11 protein-coding genes are annotated in these 16,779 nt (G+C 69.6%); 10 read left to right on the top strand and 1 reads right to left on the bottom strand.

What is annotated here, in order from left to right:
- The first annotated feature begins 39 nt into the window (after window positions 1-39).
- Window positions 40-879, top strand: coding sequence for a maleate cis-trans isomerase family protein (locus J2S75_RS06115; RefSeq protein ID WP_307018925.1), 840 nt, complete (start codon window positions 40-42; stop codon window positions 877-879).
- Here J2S75_RS06115 and J2S75_RS06110 read toward each other — a convergent pair.
- Window positions 794-1,681, bottom strand: a complete 888-nt coding sequence (locus J2S75_RS06110) for an AraC family transcriptional regulator (RefSeq protein ID WP_307018924.1) — start codon at window positions 1,679-1,681, stop codon at window positions 794-796. The two genes, J2S75_RS06115 and J2S75_RS06110, sit on opposite strands and share 86 nt — an antisense overlap.
- 245 nt (window positions 1,682-1,926) lie before the next feature.
- Between J2S75_RS06110 and J2S75_RS06105 the strand changes: the two genes are divergently transcribed.
- From J2S75_RS06105 to J2S75_RS06065, 9 genes are all read left to right on the top strand, one after another.
- Complete coding sequence (locus J2S75_RS06105; protein ID WP_307018923.1) at window positions 1,927-4,059, top strand: TonB-dependent siderophore receptor; 2,133 nt, start codon at window positions 1,927-1,929, stop codon at window positions 4,057-4,059.
- The gene (locus J2S75_RS06100; RefSeq protein ID WP_307018922.1) at window positions 4,053-4,877 is read left to right on the top strand and encodes an ATP-binding cassette domain-containing protein; all 825 of its coding nucleotides are present in this window, start codon (window positions 4,053-4,055) and stop codon (window positions 4,875-4,877) included. The genes J2S75_RS06105 and J2S75_RS06100 overlap by 7 nt, the downstream gene beginning before the upstream one ends.
- Window positions 4,874-5,785: an ABC transporter substrate-binding protein gene (locus J2S75_RS06095; protein WP_307018921.1), complete on the top strand. Its 912-nt coding sequence runs from the start codon at window positions 4,874-4,876 to the stop codon at window positions 5,783-5,785. Before J2S75_RS06100 ends, J2S75_RS06095 begins: the two co-directional genes overlap by 4 nt.
- Window positions 5,778-7,760, top strand: a complete 1,983-nt coding sequence (gene fhuB / locus J2S75_RS06090; RefSeq protein WP_307018920.1) for a Fe(3+)-hydroxamate ABC transporter permease FhuB — start codon at window positions 5,778-5,780, stop codon at window positions 7,758-7,760. The genes J2S75_RS06095 and fhuB overlap by 8 nt, the downstream gene beginning before the upstream one ends.
- A complete protein-coding gene (locus tag J2S75_RS06085; protein WP_307018919.1) occupies window positions 7,753-8,832 on the top strand; it encodes a siderophore-interacting protein in 1,080 nt (359 codons plus the stop codon). Before fhuB ends, J2S75_RS06085 begins: the two co-directional genes overlap by 8 nt.
- A gap of 21 nt (window positions 8,833-8,853) precedes the next feature.
- Window positions 8,854-10,593 (top strand): ABC transporter ATP-binding protein, encoded by a 1,740-nt coding sequence (locus J2S75_RS06080; RefSeq protein WP_307018918.1) that lies wholly within the window; start codon window positions 8,854-8,856, stop codon window positions 10,591-10,593.
- A 213-nt stretch (window positions 10,594-10,806) separates the two neighbouring features.
- Window positions 10,807-13,926, top strand: a complete 3,120-nt coding sequence (locus J2S75_RS06075; RefSeq protein ID WP_307018917.1) for a response regulator — start codon at window positions 10,807-10,809, stop codon at window positions 13,924-13,926.
- Window positions 13,923-14,807 (top strand): CheR family methyltransferase, encoded by an 885-nt coding sequence (locus J2S75_RS06070; protein ID WP_307018916.1) that lies wholly within the window; start codon window positions 13,923-13,925, stop codon window positions 14,805-14,807. Before J2S75_RS06075 ends, J2S75_RS06070 begins: the two co-directional genes overlap by 4 nt.
- The gene (locus tag J2S75_RS06065; RefSeq protein ID WP_307018915.1) at window positions 14,794-16,668 is read left to right on the top strand and encodes a response regulator; all 1,875 of its coding nucleotides are present in this window, start codon (window positions 14,794-14,796) and stop codon (window positions 16,666-16,668) included. The genes J2S75_RS06070 and J2S75_RS06065 overlap by 14 nt, the downstream gene beginning before the upstream one ends.
- Window positions 16,669-16,779: the final 111 nt, after the last annotated feature.

Genomic DNA, 16,779 nt, shown 5'->3' with positions numbered 1-16,779 from the left:
CGGCAGGTCCGCCTTCCCCTCCCCCGTCGGAACAGCGCCATGCACGATGAACGACTCTCCCGCCGGCATCGGATCGGCATGCTGACGCCGTCTTCCAACACGGTGCTGGAGCCCTATACGGCGCGGATGCTGGAGCCGCTTTTCCCCGAGGTGACGGCGCATTTCGCCCGCTTCCGGGTGACGCGGATCGCGCTCGACGACAGCGCCTCCAACCAGTTCCGCCAGGAGCCCATCCTGGCGGCGGCGGAGCTGCTCGCCGACGCCCGCACCGACATCATCGCCTGGAACGGCACCTCGGCGAGCTGGCTCGGCTTCGATACCGATGCGCGGCTCTGCGCGGCGATCGAGGCGCGAACGGGGGTGAAGGCCACCAGCTGCATTCTCGGCCTCAACCGGCTGCTCGCGGAGGGCGGGGTGAAGCGGCTCGGCCTCGTCACCCCCTATACGGCGGATGTCGGCGCCCGCATCGCCGCCAATTACGCCACGCTTGGCGTCGAGGTGGTGGCCGGACTCCATGCCGGCCTGTCCGACAATTTCTCCTTCGCCGACATCGCCGACGACCATGTCGGCCGGATGTGTGCGGAGGTCGCGGCCGCTAAACCCGACGCCATCGCCATCGTCTGCACCAATATGCGCGGCGCGCGGGTCGGCGCGGAGATCGAGCGCGCGCTCGGCCTGCCCATCATCGATTCCGTTGCCGCCACGCTGTGGGGCTGCCTGCGCGCGCTCGACCTTCCCACCGCGCCGCTCGCCGGCTTCGGTTCGCTCTTCGCCACGCCCGTCTTTGCCGGCCTCAGCGCCCCTGCGCCCGCCGCCACGCCGCCGGGGTCGTGCCGATCAGCCGGCGGAAGCTGCGGGTCAGGTGCGCCTGATCGGTAAAGCCGGTGGCGGAAGCGATTTCGGTGAGCGGCAGCTCGGTGTCGGTCAGCAGCGCCTGCACCCGCCGCAGCCGCGCCTTGAGATGCCACTGATAGGGCGGCACCCCCGTCGCTGCCTTGAAGGCATGGCTGAAATAGGATTGCGACAGGCCGGTCAGCTCTGCCAGTTCCTGCAGGCGGATATTGCGGGCGCAATGGGCCTCGATGAAATCCGTCACCCGCCGCAGCTGGCGCGGGGAGAGGGCGGGGCCGCGCGCCGCCGCGCCCGGCGCACGGCCGAGCTTCAAGAGGTCAATGAACAGAGCGAGGGTCAGGCCGTCGCCATAGAGGTCGTGGCGACGCTCGGGGCTAGTGCATTCCTCCGCGATCAGCTGCGCCAGGGTGAACAGGCGCGGATCGAGAAAATCGAGCCGCGGCGTCGCCAGCCGCTCATCGTCGAGATCCTCGCCGAGGCGCTCGCTGAGCGTCGGCGCGTGGAAATGCAGGTCGAGGTGGCGCACCCGCACCGGCTCGTCGACATGCGACCAGATCGGCAGGTCGGCGGGCACGAAGCTCATCCGGTGCGGGGCACGCTGCACCCGGCGCGGACGGCCATCCACCGAGAGCTGCACATCCGAGCGCCCGCCCTCGCGCTCCAGCACCACGAACAGCCGGGCATCGCGCGAGACATAATGCCCACCCGCCCCCGCCGCGCAGGCGACATGCCAGACATCGGCGATGATGCCGTTCCAGCTGCGCCAGTGCAGGTCGTCCAGAAGGGTGATGCCCTCCACGGTGGAGGTCATGCGCGGTTGAAAGCTCATTCAGCGTGCCATTCGTCAAGATCAGCGCGGCACTTCATAGATTAGAATCAATATGAAGTAGCACTCTCGCCTTGATCTCGCGCCAAATCCGTTCGATCAGGGGGCAATAGAGAACACGATCGTTCAAAACACAAGAGGATGCGACAAGAACGGCGGAATGTTGATTGATATGAAGCGGTGTTTCCCAGGGCCGGAGGGGAACGCTTCTTTATAATTCATCTCAACTGCTGAAAACGGGTACCGTGATGCGCAAAGGGCTGGCCCTCTCAACGATGTCGCTGCTGATGGGCAGCACGGCGATCCTTGTCTCGGCCCCGGCGGCACGGGCGCAGCAGGGCGCGGCGGCCATCGAGCTTGAGCAGATCGACATTCAGGGTCAGCGCACGGACGACACGCAGGGCTATGTCGCCCGCACCAGCACCGCCGGCACCAAGACCGACACGCCGCTGATCGAGGTGCCGCAATCCATTTCCGTCGTCACCCGCGACCAGATGGACGCACGCGGCGTGCAGAGCGTCGGGCAGGCGCTCGACTACACCGCCGGCGTGGTCTCCCAGCCCTTCGGCGCCGATCCGCGCTTCGACTACCCGATCATCCGCGGCTTCGCCGCCGATAACAGCATGTATCTCAACGGCCTGAAGCTGATGCGCGAGGCCGGCACCACCGCCATCGACCCCTATGGGCTGGAGCGCATTGACGTGGTGCGCGGTCCCGCCTCGGTGCTCTATGGCCAGGGCAATCCCGGCGGCCTGCTCGACTTCATCTCCAAGCGCCCGACCTTCACCAATTTCGGCGAGGTGCAGGTGGACGCCGGCAGCTTCGACCGCTATGTCGGCCGCTTCGACATTGGCGGCGTGCTGCCGGACAATGCCGACATCTCCTACCGCTTCACCGGCCTCGCCCGCGAGAGCGACACCCAGACCGACTATATCGACGACAACCGGCTGTTCTTCGCCCCGGCGCTGACCTGGCGGCCCTCCACCGACACCGAGCTCACCGTGCTGGCCAATATCCAGTACGACCAGACCGGCACCCCGGTCGGCCTGCCGGTGCAGTACACGGTGGATGCCGATGGCGGCCTGCGCCTGCCGCGCAACCTGTTCCTCGGCGATCCCGACTACGACAATTCCAACCGCACCTTCGGCAGCGTCGGCTACGAGTTCAAGCACCGCTTCAACGAGACCTGGGAGTTCCGCCAGAACGCCCGCTACGCCGTGCTCGCCTGGGACTATAACAGCCTCTATTACAGCGCGCTGAGTCCGACCAACCCGCTCGTCGCCAATCGCGGTTCGTCGGAAAACGCCGAATCGCAGCAGACCTTCAACCTCGACAGCCAGATGCTCGGGCAGTTCGACACCGGCGCGCTGAGCCATGAGGTGCTGGTCGGCGTCGATTATCGCCGCTACAGCGAATCCAACACCACCGCCTTCGGCACCGCCTCGCCGATCAACATCCTGTTCCCGATCTACAACCAGCCGGTCGGCGGCACGCCCTGGTACACGTCGGATGTGAACGGCACGATCTCGCAGACGGGCGTCTATGCGCAGGACCAGGTGAAGCTGCAGAACTGGCTGCTCACCGTCGGCCTGCGCCATGACTGGGCGACGACCGATTCCACCAACCTGACCAATTTCGGCAACACCGCGCAGAACCAGGACGACAGCGCCTTCACCGGCCGCGTCGGCCTCACCTATCTCTTCGACAACGGCATCGCCCCCTATTTCAACTATTCCACCTCCTTCGAGCCGGTCATCGGCAACATGCCGACGCAGCTCGGCGGCGGCGCCTTCCAGCCGATGGAGGGCGAGCAGGTCGAACTCGGCGTGAAGTACCAGCCGGTGGGCTGGAACGGCTTCTTCACCGCCGCCGTCTACGACCTCACCCAGTCCAATGTGCTGTCCTCGCAGCTGATCGACGGGGTGAGCTACCAGACCCAGATCGGCGAGGTGCGGGTGAAGGGCTTTGAGTTCACCGCCGTGGCCGGGCTCGCGGACGGGCTCAACCTGATCGCCAACTACACCTATATGAACGCCGAGATCACCCAGGGCCAATATGCCGGCAACCGCCCGGCCAATGTGCCGGAGAACATGGCCAATCTCTGGCTCGACTACACCGTCCCGTCGGGGGCGTGGGCGGGCTTCGGGGTCGGCGGCGGCGTGCGCTTCGTCGGCGACCGCTACGCGCTCGACGACAACAGCATCTTCCTGTCCTCCAACACGCTGTTCGATGCCGCCCTGCATTACGAGAAGGGCCCGTTCAAGGCCCAGCTCAACGTCAACAACATCGCCGACGAGACCTATGTCGCCGGCTGCGGCTTCTTCGGCTGCTTCTATGGCAATGGCCGCACCGTGCTCGGAACCCTGTCCTACAAATGGTAGAGGCCGCTGCTCCAGCGCCGGCGGGCGCGCTCTGGTCGCTGCATGAGACGGCCTTCACGGCCGGCGACCGGGCGATCCTCAGCCCGCTGACGCTCGGTCTGCCGGCCGGGCGCGTCTATGGGCTGATCGGTCCCAACGGCTCCGGCAAGAGCACGCTGCTGAAGATGCTCGCCCGCCAGATCGCCCCGACCGGCGGCGCGATAAGGTTCGACGGCCGACCGCTCACGGCCTGGACCGGGCGCGCCTTCGCCCGCGAGGTCGCCTATATGCCGCAATTCATGCCCGCTTCCGACGGCATGAATGTGCGCGAACTGGTCAGCCTCGGCCGCTATCCCTGGCACGGCGCGCTCGGCCGCTTCACCGCCGAGGACGAGGCACGGGTGGAGGCGGCGATCCAGCGCACCGGCCTTTCCGCCTTTCGTGACCGGGCGGTGGACAGCCTTTCCGGCGGCGAGCGTCAGCGTGCCTGGCTGGCCCTGATGCTGGCGCAGGGCGCGCGCTGCCTGCTGCTCGACGAACCGACTTCGGCGCTCGACATCGCCCACCAGATGGAGGTGCTCGCCATTCTGCGCGAGCTGGGCGACGAAGCCGGGACAGGCGCGGAGGGCGGCGCGATGACGGTGATCGTCATCCTGCACGACATCAACCTCGCCGCCCGCACCTGCGACGGCCTGCTCGCCCTGCGCGGCGGGAGGCTCATCGCCCAGGGCCCGTGCGGCGAGATCATGCAGCCGGAGAACCTGCGCGCCATTTACGGGCTCGACATGGGCGTGATGGCACATCCCGTCAGCGGCGCGCCGATGAGCTACGTGCTGTGAGCGCCGCCCCGCACCTCAACCGCCGTGCCCTGCTGGCCGCCGGAGTGGCGGCGCTGGCGCTGCGCGGCGCGCCCGCGCGGGCGCAAGCTCCGGATCTTCGCCTCGCAACGGTCGATTGGGCGCTGCTGGAAACCCTGCTGGGCATGGGCATCTCGCCGGTGGCGGCGGCCGAACTGGTGCTGTTTCGCGAGGTGGCGGTGGAGCCGCCCGTGCCGGCCTCCGTGGTCGATATCGGCCTGCGCGGCGCGGTGAATTTCGAGGCGCTGCGGCTGACCCGCCCAAGCCTCATCCTCAGTTCCAACTTCTATGGCTGGATGGAGCCGAAGCTGCGCCTCATCGCCCCGGTCGAGACGCTGTCCATCTACCGGACCGGTCGCCCGCCCTATGGCGAGGCCGAGGCGGCGGCAATGGCGATCGGTGCCCTGACCGGGCGCGAGGACGCGGCCCGAGCGCTGATCGACGCCGTCGCCGGGCAGATCGACGCCTGCCGGCAGCGCCTCGCCGCGCAGGCCGGTCGGCCGCTGCTGGTGCTCAATCTCGGCGATTCCAGGCATTTCCGCGTGTTCGGTGCCGACAGCCTGTTCGGCGAGGTGATCGCCCGCCTCGGCCTGGCCAATGCCTGGGGCGAGCGCACCTTCTACGCCGCCTCCGCCCCGCTCGGGCTGGAGGCGCTGGCGCGCTTTCCCGAGGCCTTCCTCGTCATCCTGCGCCCCGTCCCGCCGGATGCGGCGCGGGTGCTCGCCACCAGCGCGCTGTGGAACGCCTTGCCCAATATCCGCGCCCGCCGCTTCGCCGTGCTCGACAGCGTCGATCCTTTCGGCGGCCTGCCCACCGCCGCCCGCTTCGCCCGCCTGCTCACGGCGGCGCTGCTGGAGGGCGGATCGGGGAACGGAGGCGGCCTTGGCTGAGCTCGCCTTGCCCCGCCCCACCGGCATGCGGCCGCTGCCTTTCGGGCTCGCCCTCTCCGCGCTCGGCCTCGGCCTGTTCGCGCTGGTGCTGATGCGCCGGCCGGATCTGCCGGGCGCGGCGTTCGATCTCGACGAGCTGCTGCTCTGGCACAGCCTCTTGCCGCGCGCGGCGACCGCGCTGCTGGCCGGCGCGGCACTGGGGCTTTCCGGCGCGCTGCTGCAGCGCGTGCTGCGCAACCCGATCGCCGATCCCTCCACGCTCGGCATCGCCGCCGGCGCGCAGCTGGCCCTGACGCTGGCGCTCGCCTTCGCCCCGGCGCTGCTCGCCCTCTCGCGCGAGGGCACCGCCTTCGCCGGCGGGGTGGCGGCGGTGGCGCTGGTGCTGGCGCTGAGCGCCCGGCGCGGCTTCGAGCCGGTGACGCTGGTGGTCGCGGGCATGACGCTGTCGCTGATGGCGGGGGCGCTGAGCGCGGCGCTCATCCTCGTGCGCGGCGATTATGTGTTCGCCCTGTTCATCTGGGGCGCCGGCTCGCTGCACCAGCAGAACTGGGAGCCGGCGCAGCTGATCGGCACGCGGCTGGCGCTGGCGGCCGGCGCCACCTTCCTGCTGCGCCGCCCGCTCGGCCTCATGGCGCTGGACGATGCCGGCGCGCGCAGCCTCGGCATGGCGGTGCAGGGGATGCGGCTGGCCGTCATCGCGGTGGCGGTGGCGCTGGCGGCGAGCGTGGTGTCCGAAGTCGGGGTGATCGGCTTTGTCGGCCTCGCCGCCCCGGCGCTGGCCCGCGTCGCCGGCGCAAGGCGGCCGGACGCCGTGCTGCTCGCCGCCCCGCTGATCGGCGCGCTGCTGCTCTGGATCACCGACAGCCTGGTGCAGCTCACCGCCGGCAATGGCGGCGACCTCATCCCGACCGGCGCGGCGGTCGGCCTGCTCGGCGGGCCGCTCTTGCTGTGGCTGCTGCCGCGCCTGCGCGCCGCCGCCCCGCCGCTCTCCGTCCCCGCGACGCCGCGCCGCCGCTGGCGCCGCCCTGGCCGCGCTCTCGCCGGGCTCGCTGTCGCGGCCCTTCTGGCCGGGCTGTTCGCTCTGGTCGCCGGGCGCGATCTCGACGGCTGGGCCCTCGCCACCGGACCGCTGCTGACCGAGCTTCTGGCGTTCCGCGCCCCGCGCGTGGTCGCAGCGGCGGCCGCCGGCGGGCTGCTCGGCGCGGCGGGGGCGATCATGCAGAAGCTCACCGGCAATCCGCTCGCCGGGCCGGAAGTGCTGGGTGTCAGCGCCGGCGCCGGGGTCGGCCTCGCCGCCGCGCTGCTGCTCGCGCCCGATGCGGGCCCGGGCCTGCTGCTCGCCGCCAGTGCCGGCGGGGCGCTGGGCGCGCTGCTGCTGGTGCTGGCCATCGCGGCGGCGACCGGCTTCGGGGCGGAAAAGCTGCTGCTCGCCGGTATCGCGCTCGGCTGCATGGCGCTCGCGATTCTCTCCGCCTTCTTCGCCGCCGGCGGGCCGGGCAGCTTCCTGCTGCTGGCCTGGATGGCCGGCACCACCGACCGGGTCGACCTGATGCAGGCCGCCATTCTCGCCGCCTGCGCGCTTCTCCTGCTGCTCCCCGTCGCCCTTGCCGGCCGCTGGCTGAGCCTGCTGCCGCTCGGCGCGGGCGTGGCCGGCTCGCTCGGCCTGAGGGTGGCGGCGAGCCAGCTGCTGCTCACGCTTCTGGCGGCGGCGATGACCGGGGTGGCGGCGTTCTTCGTCGGCCCGCTCAGCCTTGTCGGGCTGATCGGCCCGCACCTCGCCCGCCAGCTCGGACTGAACCGCGGCGCCGTCTTCGTCTTCGCCTCGGCGCTGATCGGCGCGCTGGTGCTGCTGCTGGCGGACTGGCTGGCCCGCATGGTCGCCTTTCCCTACCAGCTGCCCACCGGCCTGCTCGCGGCGCTGGTCGGCGGGCCGTATCTGATCTGGCTGCTGCAACGGGGAGACCGGCATGGGTGAACCCTTCACCACGCAGGCGCGCATCGCCTGCACCGGCGCGGCGGATCTCCTCGCCCGCCTCTGCGCCCGGCTGGAGCCGGAGACGCTGCGCGAGCGCACGCCGCATTCGGCGCGGCTGGAGAACTGGTGCGGCGAGGCGGCGCTGTCCATCGACGCCGCCGGCCGGCTGGTGCTTGACGCCCGCAGCGACCGCGAGGACCGGCTTTCCGTGCTGCGCATGCAGCTGGCCGAGCATCTCCATGCCGCGATGGAAGGCGCCACCCCCGCCTTCGCCTGGGAAGGCCATGGCGCCGGCAATCCCGCCCTGCCCTATTTCCGCGCCATGCGTGTCGCCGCCGCCTACCCGGTCACGCCACGCATGCGCCGCGTGGTGCTGGAAGGCGACGCCGCGCATTTCGCCAGCGGCGGGCTGCATGTGCGGCTGCTCATTCCGCCGGCCGGCCGCACGCCGGTCTGGCCGCACGCCGCCCCCGACGGGCGCGTCGTCTGGCCCACGGGGGCGGACGCACTCGTCCCCCGCGTCTATACCGTGCGCGAGGTCGATGCGGCGGCGGGCACGCTGGCGCTCGACATGGTGCTGCACCCCGGCGCGGCGACACCTGGGTCGGATTTCGCCCGTGACGCCCGGCCCGGCGACCCGGTGGGGCTGCTCGGCCCCGGCGGCGCCGGCCTGCCGCCGGCCCGCTTGTATGTGCTCGCCGGCGACGAGACCGCGCTGCCCGTCATCGCCCGTTTTGTGGCGGAGCTGCCGGCGCAGGCGCAGGCGGTGGTGCGGCTGGAAGTGGCGGATGCGGGCGAACGCCAGCCCCTGCCCTCGCCCGCCCGGCTCGATGTCGCATGGCTCACCCGCGACGGCGCCCCCGCCGGCACCAGCGATCTTCTGGAGCGGGCGGTGCGCGCGCTCGACCTGCCCGCCGACCCTGAGGACGTGTATGTCTTCGCCGGCTGCGAGCAGCAGACCGCGCGGGCGCTACGCCGCCACCTGACCCAGGAGCGCGGCCTCCCCAAGTCCCGCTGCGCCATCGCCGCCTATTGGCGGCGCGGCCACGCGGGAGTCGATCTGGCCGATTGAGGCCGCTATAAGCGATCCATCATGCAGCTCATCCGGCCCTTCCTGTCCTATTACGCCCCCTATAAGGGGCTGTTCATGCTCGATTTTTCCTGCGCGGTCGTCTCCGGCCTGCTGGAACTCGGCTTCCCCATCGCGGTGAAGCTGTTCATCGATCATCTGCTGCCGGGGCAGGACTGGCACCTCATCGTCTGGGCGGCGGCGGGGCTGCTCGTGGTCTATCTGCTCAATGCGGCGCTGATGGCGGTCGTCACCTATTGGGGGCACATGCTCGGCATCAATATCGAGACCGAGATGCGCCGCCGCGCCTTCGACCATGTGCAGAAGCTGTCCTTCTCCTATTTCGACAACCACAAGACCGGCCATCTCGTCGCCCGGCTGACCAAGGACCTCGAAGAAATCGGCGAGGTCGCCCATCACGGCCCGGAAGATGTGTTCATCGCGCTCATGACCTTTGTCGGCGCGTTCCTGGTGATGCTGAGCGTCAATGTCCCGCTCGCTTTGCTCACCGCCGTCATCGTCCCCGCCAGCGCGCTCATCACCACCCGCTACGGGCGGCGGATGACGGAGAATTTCCGCGCCCTGTTCGGCCGCGTCGGCGCCTTCAACGCCCGTATCGAGGAGAATATCGGCGGCATCCGCGTGGTGCAGTCCTTCGCCAATGAGGAGCATGAGACCCGGCTGTTCGCGGTGGAGAATGCGCATTACCGCACCACCAAGCTGGAAGCCTACCGCCTGCTGGCGGCCAATGCCTCGCTGTCCTATCTCGGCATGCGCCTCACCCAGGTCATCATCATGCTGGCCGGCACCTGGTTCGTGCTGCGCGGCGAACTCAGCAATGGCGGCTTTGTCGGCTTCCTGCTGCTGGTCGGCGTGTTCTTCCGGCCGCTGGAGAAGATCGCGGCGGTCATGGAAGTCTACCCCAAGGGCATTGCCGGACTGCGCTCCTATCTCGATTTCCTCGCCACCCGCCCGGATGTCGCCGACAAGCCGGGCGCGGTCGCGCTCACCGAGGTGAAGGGCGCCATCCGCTATGAGGGCGTGCGCTTCGCCTATGGCAATGCCGCGCCGGTGCTGAACGGCATCGACCTCGACATACGCGCCGGCGAAAGCGTCGCCTTTGTCGGCCCGTCGGGCGCGGGCAAGACCACGCTGTGCTCGCTGCTGCCGCGCTTCTACGATGTCGCGGGCGGGCGCATCGCGATTGACGGGCACGACATTCGCGACGTGCAGCTCGCCTCGCTGCGCCGGAACATCGGCATCGTGCAGCAGGACGTGTTCCTGTTCGGCGGCACCATTCGCGAGAACATCGCCTATGGCCGGCTTGACGCCGGCGAGGAGGCGATCCGCGAGGCGGCGCGCCGGGCGCAGCTCGACGGCCTCCTGGCCGAGCTTCCGCTCGGGCTCGATACGGTGATCGGCGAGCGCGGGGTGAAACTTTCGGGCGGGCAGAAGCAGCGGCTCGCCATCGCCCGCATGTTCCTGAAGGACCCGCCCATCCTCATCCTCGACGAGGCGACCTCGGCGCTGGACAGCGAGACGGAATGGGAGATCCAGCGCGCGCTGGCGGCGCTCTCGGTCGGGCGCACCACGCTAATCATCGCCCACCGGCTCTCCACCATCCGCACCGTCGACCGCATCGTCGTCGTCACCCGCGAGGGCATCGCCGAGCAGGGCAACCATGCCGAGCTGGTGGCACGGGGCGGCATCTATGCCCGCATGGTGCGCACCCAGTTCAGCGAGCCCGCGCGCATCCCGGCGTGAGGTGGGCCGGCCACGTTCGCGGCTGGCTCACTTTCTTTCGCAACAGATGGAACCTTCCGGCTGTAGAAGTGTTTATGGGCGCCGGGAGAATGCGTCCTGCGCGGAATGAGCGGCGCGGCAGGTGCGCCAGCACGTGACGCGGCGGACAGCACGGCATCTGGCGGGTCGGCGGCGCGCAGCCCCGCAGCGTTTTTTCAGGAGAGTGAGGGCAGCGTGCAGTTCAGGGCGCTCGGAGAGAAGCCGATCCTTCTCTATGCCATTCTCGCCGCGCTCACCGCGCTGGTCTTTCTGGCGGACCTTTCCTTTCCTCTCGGCGTCGCCGTCTGGGTCGCCTATTTCATCCCGGTCGTGCTCGCCTTTCTCGCCTGGCGCACCCACGTGCCGCTCGTCACCGCTGCCGCCGTCACCGGCGTCATCGTCATCGGCTATATGGTCGACCGCGCCGGCATCGATCCCAGCGTCGCTCTGCTCAACCGCAGCATGGGCACGGCCACGGTGTGGATCCTGGCGGCGACCGGCTTCTTCTTCATCCGCAACAAGCTCGCCGTCCGCCGCGAGGAGTGGATCCGCGACACACAGGTCGACCTCTCCCGCCGAATGATGGGTGATCTCTCCAGCGCCGAACTGGGCGAGCGGGTGCTCACCTTCCTCGCCGAGCGGCTCGGCGCCCGCGCCGCCCTGTTCTATGTCCGCGACCACGACGCTTTCGCCCGCGCCGCCGGCTATGGCGTGCCGGCCGATGCGCCGGTGCCGGCCCGCATCCGCCGTGGCGATGGGCTGGTGGGGCAGGTGATCGCCGACAAGCGCAGCTTCACCGTCGATTCCGTGCCCGAGAACTATCTCTATTTCGGCTCCGGGCTCGGCAAGGGCAAGCCGGACTGGCTGCTGCTTACCCCCACCTTCGAGGATGACGAGGTCAATGGCGTCATCGAGCTCGGCTTCGCCCGCAAGCCGCTCCCGGAGGCGCTGGAATTCCTGGAGCGCACCGCGAGCGCGGTCGGCGTCGCTCTGCGCTCGGCGCAGTATCGCACCCGGCTGGAAGAGCTGCTGGAGGAAACGCGCCGGCAGGCCGAGGAGCTGCGCACCCATGGCGAGGAGCTGACGGCGGCGAACGAGGAACTGCAGGAGCAGAGCCAGGCGCTGCAGGATTCGCAGCGCCGGCTGGAGCGGCAGCAGGCGGAGCTGGAGGAATCGAACGCCCAGCTTGAGGAGCAGACCCAGCTGCTCGAAGCCCAGCGCGACGATCTCGCCCGCACCCAGGGCGCGCTGAAGCAGCAGGCCGACGATCTCGCCGCCGCCAGCCGCTACAAGTCCGAATTCCTCGCCAACATGTCGCATGAGCTGCGCACGCCGCTGAACGCGCTGCTGATCATGGCCCGCCTGCTCGGCGAGAACCGCTTCGGCAATCTGACCGAGGACCAGATCAGCTACGCCCAGATGATCGAGACCTCGGGCAACGACTTGCTCACCCTCATCAACGATATTCTCGACCTGTCCAAGATCGAGGCCGGCAAGCTGGAATTGCGGCCGCAGCAGGTGGAAATCGCCGCGCTGGCGGAAAAGCTGGTGCGCAGCTTCGCCCCGCAGGCGGAGGAGAAGGGCGTCGCCCTGCGGGCGCAGATCGCGCCCGACGTGTCGCCGGTGCTGGAGAGCGATCCGCAGCGGCTGGAGCAGGTGCTGAAGAACTTCCTGTCCAACGCCGTCAAGTTCACCTCACAGGGCGAGGTGGTGCTGGACATCCACAGCCAGGCCGATGGCCGGCTCGTCTTCGCCGTGTCGGATTCCGGCATCGGCATCGCCGAGGAGCAGCAGGACGCGATCTTCGAGGCGTTCCGCCAGGCCGACGGCACCATCGACCGCCGCTATGGCGGCACCGGGCTCGGCCTGTCGATCTCGCGCGAGCTGACCAACCTTCTCGGCGGCGAGATCGAGCTGGAGAGCCGGCTCGGGGAAGGCAGCACCTTCAGCCTCCTCGTGCCGACGCGCTTCAGCGGCGTGGTGGTCGACAGCGCCGCCGCCGCCCAGCCGCTGCGCGCCCCGCGCCGCAGCCCGGCACCGCGCACGGCCCCGCCCGCCCCGCTCGCAGTGGACGCGCCCGCGCGGCCCGCGCCCGCCGGCATCGACGACGACCGCTCCCGCCTCACCGCCGGCGCGCGGCTGATCCTGGTGGTGGAGGACGACCTCGCCTTCGCCCGCATCCTGCTCGATCTCGCCCATGAGCTGGGCTTCCAGTGCATCGTCACCACGACAGCCGATGACGGCGTGCTCGCGGCGCGGCAATATCTGCCGCATGCGGTGATCCTCGACATGGGGCTGCCGGACCATTCCGGCCTCACCGTGCTCGACCGGCTGAAGCACGATGCCCGCACCCGCCACATCGCCGTCCATGTGGTCTCCGCCAGCGATTACGAGCAGACGGCCATGGCCTATGGCGCCGTCAGCTACATGATGAAGCCGGTCAAGCGCGACGAGCTGGTGCAGGCACTGGAGCGCCTGGAATTCCGCATGGCGCGCCAGCTGCGCCGCATCCTCATCGTCGAGGACGACCCCGCCCAGCTGCGGGGCCTCAGCGAACTCCTCGCCGCCAAGGAGGTGGAGACGATCGGTTGCGCCACCGCCGCCGAGGCGCTGGCCCGGCTGGAGAGCGAGACCTTCGACTGCATGGTGCTCGACATGACGCTGCCGGACGCCACCGGCTTCGATCTTCTGAACCGGCTCGCTGACAATGAGGCGGCGGCGTTTCCGCCGGTCATCGTCTACACCGCCCGCGAGCTTACCGATGCCGAGGAACTGCGGCTGCGGCGCTATTCCAAGTCGATCATCATCAAGGGCGCGAAATCGCCAGAGCGGCTGATCGACGAAGTCACGCTGTTCCTGCACCAGGTGGTGTCCGACCTGCCGGCGCAGCAGCAGAAGCTGCTCGCCACTTCGCTCAACCGCGATGCGCGGCTGGAGGGCCGGCAGATTCTGGTGGTGGAGGATGATGTGCGCAACGTCTTCGCCCTCACCAGCATTTTCGAGCCGCACGGCGCCAGGGTGCAGATCGCCCGCAATGGCCGCGAGGCGCTGGAACTGCTGGAGAAGGCCGAGGGCGGTCCGCCGATCGATCTGGTGCTGATGGATGTGATGATGCCGGAGATGGACGGCCTCACCGCCACGCGCGAAATCCGCCGGCGCGAGGCCTGGCACGGCCTGCCCATCATCATGCTCACCGCCAAGGCGATGGCGGACGACCAGGAACAGTGCCTGGCGGCCGGGGCGAACGACTATCTCGCCAAGCCGCTGGATGTCGACAAGCTGCTCTCCCTCGCCCGGGTATGGATGTCGCGATGACGGGCCCCGCCAGCGTCACCGGCCACACAAGCGTCAGCGAGAAGATCGAGCTCGATCTCCTGGTCGAGGCGATCCACCGCCGCTACCACTATGATTTCCGCTCCTATTCCCGCGCCTCGCTGGCCCGCCGGGCCGATTTGCTGCGCCAGCGGCTGCACTGCGAGACGCTCTCGCATGTGCAGGCGCGGCTGCTGCGCGAGCCCGAGCTGCTGCCGCTGATGATCGACTGCCTCACCGTGCAGGTGAGCGAGATGTTCCGCGATCCCGACTATTTCCGCACCCTGCGCGAGGAGGTGATCCCGCATCTGCGCACCTTCCCCTCGCTCAAAGTGTGGGTCGCCGGCTGCAGCGCGGGCGAAGAACTCTATTCGCTCGCCATCCTGTTCCGCGAGGAAGGGCTGGAATCGCGCACCCTGTTCTACGCCACCGAGATCAACCCGGTGGCGCTGGCGCGGGCGGAACTCGGCATTTACGACCTCGACCGCATCCCGCTGTTCACCGAGAACCACCGCAAGTCCGGCGGGCGTTCCTCGCTGTCGGACTATTACACCGCCGCCTATGGCGGGGCGGTGTTCGACAAGTCGCTGCGCGCCCGCACCGTCTTCGCCGAACACAGCCTCGCTTCCGATGAGGTGTTTTCCGAAATGCACCTGATCTCCTGTCGCAACGTGCTGATCTATTTCGATTCGAACCTGCAGGACCGCGCGCTGCGGCTGTTCCGGGAATCGCTGACGCGCGGCGGCTTCCTCGGCCTCGGCATGAATGAGAGCCTGCGCTTTTCCGCCCATGCCGACGCCTTCGCCGCCTTCGCGCCCGATGAGCGCATCTTCCGCCGGCTGGCGACGGCACCGCTGCGGGAGGCCCGCCATGATGTCGCCTGAGCCGGTCAAGTTCCTGCTGGTCGACGACATCGAGGAGAATCTGCGCGCGCTGGAGGCGCTGCTGCGCCGCGACGGGCTCACCCTCTACAAGGCGCGCTCCGGCGTCGAGGCGCTGGAACTGCTGCTGGAGCATGATTTCGCCCTCGCTTTGCTCGACGTGCAGATGCCCGACATGGACGGGTTCGAACTCGCCGAGATGATGCGCGGCACCGAGCGCACGCGACGTGTGCCCATCATCTTCGTCACCGCCGCCTCCACCGATGAGGGCCGCCGATTCAAGGGCTATGAGGCCGGCGCGGTCGATTTCATCTACAAGCCGATCGATCCGCTGATCCTCAAGAGCAAGGCGGAGGTGTTCTTCTCCATCGCCCGCCAGCATGAGCAGCTGGCCCGGCAGAAGGACGCGCTTGCCACCGCCGCAGCCGAGCTGAAAGGCGCGCTCGACCGGCTGCAGGCGCACACCGACAATTCCCCGCTCGCCATTGTCGAATTCGATCCCGACATGCGCCTGCTCGCCTGGTCCAAGGGCGCCGAGCGCATGTTCGGCTGGACGGCGGCGGAAATGACGGGGCAGTCGCTGTCCGATCTCGGCTGGCTCTGCGACAGCAGCATCGGCGAACTCGCGGAAATGCTCTCCGGTTCGCTGGCGGATGCGGCGCACCAGCGCGGGCACCACACGGTGCGCTGCCGCACCCGCGCGGGCGCGGTGCTGGACTGCGAATGGTACAGTTCCGTGCTGCGCCGCCCCAACGGACAGCCGGTCTCGCTCAGCGTGCAGATTCTCGACATCACCGACCGCCGCCGCGCCGAGGAAACCCAGACCCTGCTCATCGGCGAGCTGAACCACCGGGTGAAGAACACACTTGCCAGCGTGCAGGCCATCGCCACCCAGACGCTGCGCTACTCCCGCAACCCCGACCAGTTCTCCGCCACCTTCTCAGGCCGCATCCAGGCGCTGGCGCGCGCCCATGGCATGCTCAGCGACCGCACCTGGCAGGGCGCCGATCTCATGGACCTCGTGCACGACCAGCTGCGGCTCGGCGCCGTCGATCCGGCGCGGCTCGACGCCCGTGGCCCGCGCGTGCAGCTGCTGCCGCAGCCGGCGCTGCGCCTCGCGCTGATCCTGCACGAGCTGGCGACCAATGCGCTGAAATACGGCGCGTTCTCCCGCCCCGCCGGCCGCGTCGTGCTGGAATGGTCGGTGGAGGGCGACCAGCTTCAGCTGCGCTGGCAGGAAAGCGGCGGCCCGCCGGTGCAGACGCCGGTCAAGCGCGGCTTCGGCTCCACTCTCATCGACAGCAGCATGAAGTCGGACGGCGGCACCGCCTCCGTCTCCTACCGCAATGAGGGGGTGGTGTGGGAGCTGATGATGCGCCTGGACCGCACCCCGGACCCGATGGCCGACATCGCCGCCCGTCCAGTCGCCCCGGCGCCGCCGGAGCCGCCGCGCGAGGTGCCGGCGCTCGACGCTTGCCGCCTGCTCGTGGTGGAGGACGAGGCGCTGGTGGCGCTCGAACTCATCGCGGTGCTGGAGGATGCCGGCGCCAGCGTCCATGGCCCGGCGCGCACCGTGGAGGAGGCGCTGGAGGCGATCGAGACCGGCGCGTTCGACGCCGCCCTGCTCGACGGCAATCTCCACGGCAAGCCGGTGGATGCCGTCGCGGCGGCGCTCACCCGGCGCGGCATTCCCTTCGCCTTCGTCAGCGGCTATGGCCGCGAGAACCTGCCGGCCGCCTTCGCCCAGGCGCCGGTGGTGAGCAAGCCCTTCATCCCGCAGCAGCTGGTCGAGGTGGCGGGACGGCTGGCGCGGCGCGACGGCAATGTCCTGCCCTTCCCCGCCGCGACCGGCACGTCGCGCTGACCCGTCGGCCGCGGGCGCGACTTGACCAGCCGGGCGCGGGCGCGCCAAAACGGCAGGCGGGCTCAGCGGGGCCCGGCCGGCGCACACGGGGCGGCCGGCGCGGCAACAGGT

This window comes from Ancylobacter polymorphus (genome assembly GCF_030813495.1).
GTDB lineage: Bacteria > Pseudomonadota > Alphaproteobacteria > Rhizobiales > Xanthobacteraceae > Ancylobacter > Ancylobacter polymorphus.
Note: the sequence above shows the minus strand (reverse complement) of the source record. Positions and strands in the feature narration are given on the sequence as shown.